Below are 4,730 nucleotides of genomic sequence, written 5' to 3' on the forward strand. Positions count from 1 at the left end.
GGATGCCACCGGCCCTGCCAGAGGACATAGTCCTCTTGACCCGGGTCCCCAAGCACCGTTCGGCCAACTCGCTTTGGTTGAGGGGAGAGCACCGAATGCCGGCTATCGAGCGGCCTGTCGCGCCCCTGGGGTCGTGCATGCCGAGGCTCGGCGGCTGGCTGCCGCCGGACCCCGGACATGACGAAGGCCGGGCTGCACGCCCGGCCTGAGCACTACTGCGGGCTACGCGGTCTCGGGGTCGCCGACCTGGGTGTCATCGAGGGTGACTTGGACCTCGTCCTCGTCACTCTCACCTGAGTAGGCCAGGCCGTCGATGAGGTACCGGACTCGGCGTTGCGCTGCGTCGGCGTCGTCGGCGGTGATGTGCACGGTGGCCGTGACAGTGACTGGGACCTGGTAGCGGGGCTGGTAGGGCTCCAGGTCGAAGTGGCGCAGGGCGGCGTTGAGGCCGTCGCGGCAGAAGGCTCCCTCCAGGTGCCGGTCGATGGCGTAGGCCCGGATGTCGTCGATCATCTGCTCCTTCTCCGCCAGCCGGGCCCGGACGTTCTCCCAGCGTTGGTGCAGGGTGTGCCAGGCGGTGGCGACCTCGACGGCGAGCTGGTCGTCGTCGAGGGTCTGGCCGGTCCAGACCACGTCGACGACGGTGAGGATGGCCATGGCGTGGGTGTCGGTGTTCAGGGCCACCCAGCTGCCTTCTCCGTCCGGGGCGGGGGCGACGAGGGTCCAGGTGCCGCCCCAGTGCCGGAAGGTCCGCCCGCGCTCAAGCGGGCGGTCGCTGGTCTGCGGGTCGGTGGTGTTCGTGGTCATGGGTGCTCCTTCAGTGGGTGTCGTGGTGTGGGTCGTCACGGACGGGTTCGATCTGCGCGGTGTCCCTGGAGGTGGGCCGGCGGAGCGTGCCGAGCAGCAGCGCGGCCAGCGGCCGGGGGACGTGCAGCAGGGTGAGCAACGCGGCGGTGCCGGCGGTGGCCTGGGCGCGGTAGCCGGGCTCGTCGGAGAGCAAGGCGCGGTGCCGCTGGTAGAGGGCGGCGGCCCGTCTGCTCAGCCGGTACAGCAAGACGGCCAGCAAACCGGCCAGGAATCGGGTGAAGCGGATGCAGCAGAGCAAGGCAGGGCCTCCAGACATGACAAGGCCCGGCTCCGCAGGACGCGGGCCGGGCGAGTGGAGTTCAGGAACGGGTGCTCAGAGCCGGCAGCGGTCGCAGGTCTCGACCGCCTCGGTGTAGGCGGCGGCGAACTCCTCGCTGGTGTAGATCGCCTCGGCGAACTGTTCGGTCGGGGTGTCGTCGATCCACTCCCAGGTGGACAGCCCCCGGGTGGTGGCCATCTGCCGGGAGTAGGCGTTGATCGCCTGCACGGTGGCCCGGTGCAGGGCTCGGGGGCAGTAGTCGTCGAAGTCCTCGGCCAGGGCGCAGTGGACCTCGAAGCAGACCCCCTGGTCGTCCAGGTGGGTCATCGACTCCACACCGGCGGGCAGCTCCACCGCCACCCGGCGCGATTCCGCGGTCCAGGCGAACAGCCGCCGCTGCACGTCCTCGATCGGGATCGGGCCGGGGTAGTGGTTGGGCTCGTCGCCCTGCTCCTCGGCCCGGTAGTGCCAGGCGTGCCCGCGGTGGTCGGTGAAGCCGATCAACGTGTTCGTGTTCAGGTGCTGCAGGGTCTCCTTGGACATGGGTCTTCCTTTCCCGTGGGCATGACGAAGGCCCCCAGCGGATGCCGAGGGGCGGGTGGACGGGTCCGTTCAGGTGTGGATCTGGAAGATCGTGGTGCAGGCCTCGGTGCTCAGGGCGTGTTCCCAGGACCAACCGGGGTGGTTTGGCACCGCTGAGACGAATATTGCGACCTTGGACCCTTTTGACCGTCTTGCGTTGATCGCACGCTGGTTGTAGCGGTCTACCGCGTAGCTCGGGCTGCCGACCATCTGGATAGGTGAGCCATGGCAGCAACTATCGCGGTGGTGGCGGGGGTGCTGGTCTTCGCCTTGGGCGGTTGGGTCGGGGCGATGTGGGAGTACTCCCGTAAGGGCGGCACCTACGACACCGCGCACGAGCTATGGCAGGTGCCGCTGAGAGGGAGTCATTCAGACTGGATATTGGCTGATGGGGCGGAGCGTGAAGGAGGCGTTCATGAGAACGTGGGAATACAAGATCATTGACTCGCACGACGTGCCCCGAGAAGGAACCCTGCGAGGGCGGAGTCGCGAGGCCCTGGAGGAGTACTTGAATCAGCTCGGTGCCGACGGGTGGGAGGTCGTCAACATCGATTCCCTCGAGCTCGAGACGAGGAAGAGCTTCGTCGGCATCGCGAAGAGAGAGAAGTCCTGAGCCGAGGCAGAGACATGATGGTCCGAACGTCCCTTGGGACGTTCGGCACTGGAGGAGCGCATCGCCGCACCGCACAGTAGAGCGCATCACTGCTGGCAGCGAAACCGTCCAGATCTGCACCAGCGTTGAGCAGCCGGTCGCTGGGCAACGTGACGCCGTACCACCTCAGTCATCGACGGGATCCTGCCGGCAAGGCCGTCCAAGGTGGGGTCGCGGAGAACCATTCGCCGAGCGTCGTGGGTGCACCTAAGCGAGATCCCTCGCCCCAGGACGGCTGGCCAGCCCCCGAGACACCGACGCCCTGCTGACCCCCAACACTCTGGCGATGGTGGCGACGTCGTGCTCGCCGCTGACGTACATGGCCTCGGCGGTCCTGAGCTTCTCCGGCGTCCAGACGCTCGGACGACCCCCTCGGCGACCACGAGCACGAGCAGCAGCCAAGCCGGCCTGAGTCCGCTCCCTGATCAGGTCGCGCTCGAACTCGGCCAGTGCCGCGAAAAAGTGGAAGATCAGCTTCCCGTTCGGGGTGGTGGTGTCGATCTGCTCCGTCAGGCTTCTTAGCCCCACACCTTGCTGTTCGAGCTCGCCGACCAGCTCGACCAGGTGTCGCAGCGAGCGTCCGAGCCGGTCTAGCCGCCACACCACGACGGTGTCCCCGGCCCGCAGCTGACCCAGCAGCTCGTCCAGGGCCGGCCGGTGCTGCAGCGACCCCGAGATCCTGTCCACGAACATCTTGCTGACCCCGGCAGCGGCCAGCGCGTCGCGCTGGAGCGCCTCGTCCTGCTCGGTGGTGCTGACCCGCGCATAGCCGAAGGACATGCCGGTCGCAGAACTCATGGTTCCTCCCTTCATTAAGACGTTGATTTCGGACACGGGTTGTGAACGCGAGAAAGCCGCCCACCAGGGACTTCCTGGGGACGGCTCAGAAACGTTCGTTTGTGAGACGGCTCGTGCGGGTGGGGATGCGCTCGTCGGGTCTTTTTGGGCTCTTCCCGTAACTGTTTAGGTGCCGACGGCTATGGGCTCGCGCCGATCGCGGGGATCCAGGGCTGACCGGTGAACAGGTCGCGGAGTACGACCATGGCGCTGTGGCCGTGTGTGCGGGCGGTGGACAGGTGGGACCGGACGTCGAGGAAGGCCTCGGCGCCGGTGTCGGAGCGCCAGCCGCCGGAGATCTTCTGCTGGAGCTTGACCATGCGGATGTCTCGTTCGGCTTGGTTGTTGTCGAACGGGACCCGCAAGTTGGTGGCGAACCGGAGCACGTCGGCGCGGTGGGTTTCGAGCCGGGCGAGCAATGATCCGGCCGGGCCGAGGGCGGGGCGCCCGCGCTTGCCGTTGCCTGGTGGTGGCGGGTTGGCCTGCTGGCCCTCGGCGATCAGCGCGTCGTACCGCTGGCCGAAGGTGGCCAGGGTGCGGGCCGGGAACCGGGTGGCTCCGCTGGCCCTGGCGGTCTCGACCGCGATGTGCAGCTCGACGAGCAGCTCCGCGAGCGCGGTGGGCCACGCCTGTCCGGTGAGCTCGGCGATCCCGGCGAGCTCGCGTAGGTGGTGGGCGTTGAACAACCCGTGGGTGGCCTGGTCGTACTGCCGGTAGACGACCAGGCCGTCGTGGACCGCGACACCGGTGAACCCCGGCAGCACCCCGGCGGCGTCCATCGCGGCCCGGCCCCGCTTGGTGTCCAGGTGGAACAGCGTCCAGGCCTCAGTGCCCGCGACGTGGATCCAGTGCAACCGGCCGGCGACCCGGCCGCCGGTCTCGTCGAAGTGCGCGACCGGCGCCGCGGCGAGCTGGGCCCGGGCAACCGCGAGGAACCCGTCCAGGCGGGCCGCCGCACTCGGCAGCAGCGAGGCCAGCCACCCGGTGGACACCGCCCGCGCCGTACGCCTCCTGCAAGCACTCCGCGGCGCGTTCCACCGGCAAGTGCTGCCGGCCCAGCAGATAGCTCGCCAGCGCCGCCACACCCGGTCCGTAACACGTCGGTGCGGTCGCCTCGGCGGGGAACTCCGCACGGGTCACCGCACCACACGAACACGCCCGTCGCTGCGCGCGGTGCTCAACCGCGACCAGCTCGATGCTCGGCAGGTCGAAGACCTGACGAACCTCAAGGCCCACCACCGGCGCGTCAGCAAGGTCCGCTCCGCAGCGTCGGCAGCCGGCCGGGGCATGGATCCGGACCTCATCGGCCACCGCCACCGGCTGGGCCCGGAACCCTTGACCTCCGGGCTGCTTGCCCGGCCTGCGCCCCGACGCCCGCCGCAACGACTTCGGCGCGGGCTTGGCCAGACCGTCGCTGCTCGGTGGCTTCGAGGAGTTCCGGGAGTTCTTTCCCAGCCGCGCTTCCAACTCCGCCACCCGACCCGCCAACGCCGCGATCAGCGCATCGCGCTGAGCAAGCAGGACGAGCAACTC

At 68.9% G+C, this 4,730-nt stretch carries 7 protein-coding genes; 2 read left to right on the plus strand and 5 right to left on the minus strand.

Annotation, left to right across the window (positions count from 1 at the left end; translation table 11 throughout):
• Positions 1-222: 222 nt before the first annotated feature.
• The 3 genes from VIM19_11615 to VIM19_11625 form a co-directional block, all read right to left on the minus strand.
• Positions 223-807 carry a hypothetical protein gene (locus VIM19_11615; protein ID HEY5185524.1) on the minus strand — a complete coding sequence of 195 codons (585 nt, stop codon included), beginning with the start codon at positions 805-807 and terminating at the stop codon, positions 223-225.
• Between the two features lie 10 nt (positions 808-817).
• Positions 818-1,105: a hypothetical protein gene (locus tag VIM19_11620; GenBank protein HEY5185525.1), complete on the minus strand. Its 288-nt coding sequence runs from the start codon at positions 1,103-1,105 to the stop codon at positions 818-820.
• 75 nt (positions 1,106-1,180) lie between these two features.
• Positions 1,181-1,669, minus strand: a complete 489-nt coding sequence (locus VIM19_11625) for a hypothetical protein (protein HEY5185526.1) — start codon at positions 1,667-1,669, stop codon at positions 1,181-1,183.
• Positions 1,670-2,108: 439 nt separating this feature from the next.
• On the opposite strand from VIM19_11625, the gene VIM19_11630 reads away from it, so the two are divergent.
• Positions 2,109-2,321, plus strand: a complete 213-nt coding sequence (locus tag VIM19_11630; protein ID HEY5185527.1) for a DUF4177 domain-containing protein — start codon at positions 2,109-2,111, stop codon at positions 2,319-2,321.
• A 246-nt stretch (positions 2,322-2,567) separates the two neighbouring features.
• Here the strand turns inward: VIM19_11630 and VIM19_11635 are convergent, their stop codons facing one another.
• Positions 2,568-3,158: a recombinase family protein gene (locus tag VIM19_11635; GenBank protein ID HEY5185528.1), complete on the minus strand. Its 591-nt coding sequence runs from the start codon at positions 3,156-3,158 to the stop codon at positions 2,568-2,570.
• 179 nt (positions 3,159-3,337) lie between these two features.
• A complete protein-coding gene (locus tag VIM19_11640) occupies positions 3,338-4,189 on the minus strand; it encodes an IS66 family transposase (GenBank protein HEY5185529.1) in 852 nt (283 codons plus the stop codon).
• A gap of 181 nt (positions 4,190-4,370) precedes the next feature.
• Between VIM19_11640 and VIM19_11645 the strand changes: the two genes are divergently transcribed.
• Positions 4,371-4,730, plus strand: a 360-nt coding sequence (locus VIM19_11645; protein ID HEY5185530.1) for a hypothetical protein, incomplete at its 3' end; no start/stop codon positions are given.

Source organism: Actinomycetes bacterium, from assembly GCA_036510875.1.
GTDB lineage: Bacteria > Actinomycetota > Actinomycetes > Prado026 > Prado026 > DATCDE01.

Excerpts from the sequence above, each read along its gene's own strand:
- VIM19_11615 (HEY5185524.1), bottom strand. The coding sequence starts at position 807 with ATGACCACGAACACCACCGACCCGCAGACCAGCGACCGCCCGCTTGAG.
- VIM19_11625 (HEY5185526.1), bottom strand. The coding sequence starts at position 1,669 with ATGTCCAAGGAGACCCTGCAGCACCTGAACACGAACACGTTGATCGGC.
- VIM19_11635 (HEY5185528.1), bottom strand. The coding sequence starts at position 3,158 with ATGAGTTCTGCGACCGGCATGTCCTTCGGCTATGCGCGGGTCAGCACC.